The sequence below is a fragment of the Candidatus Omnitrophota bacterium genome, from assembly GCA_040755155.1.
GTDB lineage: Bacteria > Hinthialibacterota > Hinthialibacteria > Hinthialibacterales > Hinthialibacteraceae > JBFMBP01.
On sequence record JBFMBP010000182.1, the window covers coordinates 1 to 2,360 of the forward strand.

Genomic DNA, 2,360 nt, shown 5'->3' on the forward strand with positions numbered 1-2,360 from the left:
AGGGATGGCGAAGCGATTAGCCGCGCCATCCCAGTCTCTCAACCTTTCGGAAAAGTTGCGTTTGTCCAGCTGTGTGAACTGTTATGCGTTTATTTTGAGGTAATCGTGATGTCGCCGTCGCCGCTGCGCGCCTGAAATTTCGGTCCGCCGCCGTTAAGGGTTCCTTGCGCTTGATGTTCTGTCACCGTTCCCTCAAATTTCGATTTGTCGAGTTCGATTTCGCCGTCTCCGCATTGAATATCCAGCGTCAACTTCGAATCGCTGGGCAGGACGACCGAAATCGATCCGCCTTGCGTATGGAAATCGCAATCGTTTTCGGGCGCAGCGTCGAATTCCGCTTCCAAATCGCCGTCGTTAGTCTTGGCGGCTGCTTGAGCGCTGACATGAGTCAGGATGATGTCGCCGTCGCTGGTTACGGCCTGGATTGGGCCTTTGAAGCTTTCCATTACGATATCTCCATCCGATGTTCTGGCTGTGATGGATCCGGCGCAGCCGGATAGGACGACATCGCCGTCTGACGAGACGGCGGATATCTCGCCCGCACAATCGGATAAGGCTAGATCGCCGTCCGACGTCGTTACGTTGATCGATCCCTCGCAATTCTTGATTTCCAAATCCCCATCGCTGGTTCTCGCTTCAACGGCCGCCTTGATTCCCTCGATGGCGATATCGCCGTCAGAACCAACCGCTCGAGTGGAGAGCGAGGACGGCGTTTTGATCGTTAAATTAATGGTAATGCCAACGCCTTTAGGCGGCTTTTGAGGCTGCACGCCGCGGACGACGAGCGTTTTGCCTTCCTTATCGCGCTCGATGACGACATCGACTTTTTCCTTGATCTTCAGTATTTCCTCTTCGGATAGCGACTGGAGTGGATTTTGACTCTTGATGATGATAACCGCGTCCACATAGACTACCCCGAAAAGTTTGGGATCGGTCTGCGGTTTAATGACAATATCGCCGTCCGGCGTCGCGTATTCGGCGGAAGTCAACTTGTCCGCACTTGCTTCGACCGCCCGTTTCCATACATACTGGCCGCTGCCTTTTTGGAAGCCATCCGTAGGAAATGTTTGGTCCGCGGCGGGTTGAACGGCGACGGGCGCGACGGGTTTGACCTCGGCGGCATTAGGGGATAAAGCGCTTTCTTCCGCCTTCACAAATCCGCTGAAAGGCAAGAAAACCAACGCCAGGCCGACAAGCGGCGCCATCAGTCGAGATGGCAGCCTAAGATGCAGTATTCGTTTTTGATCCAGAATTCTCATGAGTCTCTCCTTAACGATTTGTTTGGATTGGTTTAGGCCAATGAATCCCGGCGCCGGGAGTTGGACTCGATTCGAATGAAACACTACTCGCAAAAAACTTTCGCCGCAGTCGTAACGGGGAAGATTGGATACGACGATGGCCTCGTCATCGCAAGCGAATTCGCGCAGCCGGTCAATGAACCGATTCGCGATCCAGACGGCGGGGTGAAAGAAATAGAGGATTTGAACGATCTCTTGAAACAATCGGATTAACGGATCCCAACGGCGGATATGCGCCAATTCGTGCAGCAGGATCCACCGCGCCTGGCCGCCGGAATATTTTTCGAAAAAATCCTCCGGCAGAAGCAGAATGGGGGACGCAATCCCGCACACCAATGGTGAATGAATCGTTGAATTCGCTAAAAAACGAACGCGGCGTTTGACTCTGGATTGGGATAGCAACGCCGGAAAAGATTGCGGAAATTCGCTGGGATCTAAGGGACAAGAATTATTTACAAGTTTGGCGATGCGCCATTCCGTATAAATTAGCCTGAGCGACAAGGCGAACGTTATCGCCAACCAAACCAGCATCAAAATGGAGGCGAGGTTGAGCGGCGGGATTGGATATTCATTGGAAACGATTGTCCGATTGTCCGAACTGGAAACGATAGTTTCCTTTGTTTTGGCCTGAAGCAATGAAGGTTGATTTTCATTAATAAATTTTGGTGAAATATCCGTTTTTGATAGAGATTTTCCCGGCGATTTTCGCGGCGCCGTTTGGGTTGCCTTAACAACGCTTAGCGGCGGCGAGGATGGCGACGAAGGTTTTTCTTGCGTTTGGGGACGGAATGAGTTTTCCGTCTTTGGCTGAGGAACCGTTTGCTGGACGGCGTTTTCATAAAAACGGATCATGTCGTAATTCATGGAGAATTTCGACAATGCCGGAATCGGCGCCGGTTGTTGATAGGGAAGTACGGCTTTGAACAAAACCAGAAGAAAAAGGCAATATCCGAACTGCGCAGGCGCTTTTTGGCGCAAGACGATCCAGACGAATGCTACGAGCAAAAACATCCAGGCGGAATCGGCCGTATGCGTCCACAGAAAACGCCCCCACCCTTCCGC

1 protein-coding gene is annotated in these 2,360 nt (G+C 52.0%); it reads right to left on the reverse strand.

Annotated elements, in window-relative coordinates:
- Window positions 1-89: 89 nt before the first annotated feature.
- Window positions 90-2,360 (reverse strand): M56 family metallopeptidase (locus AB1656_27645; protein MEW6239174.1); only part of this gene is annotated, 2,271 nt, incomplete at its 5' end.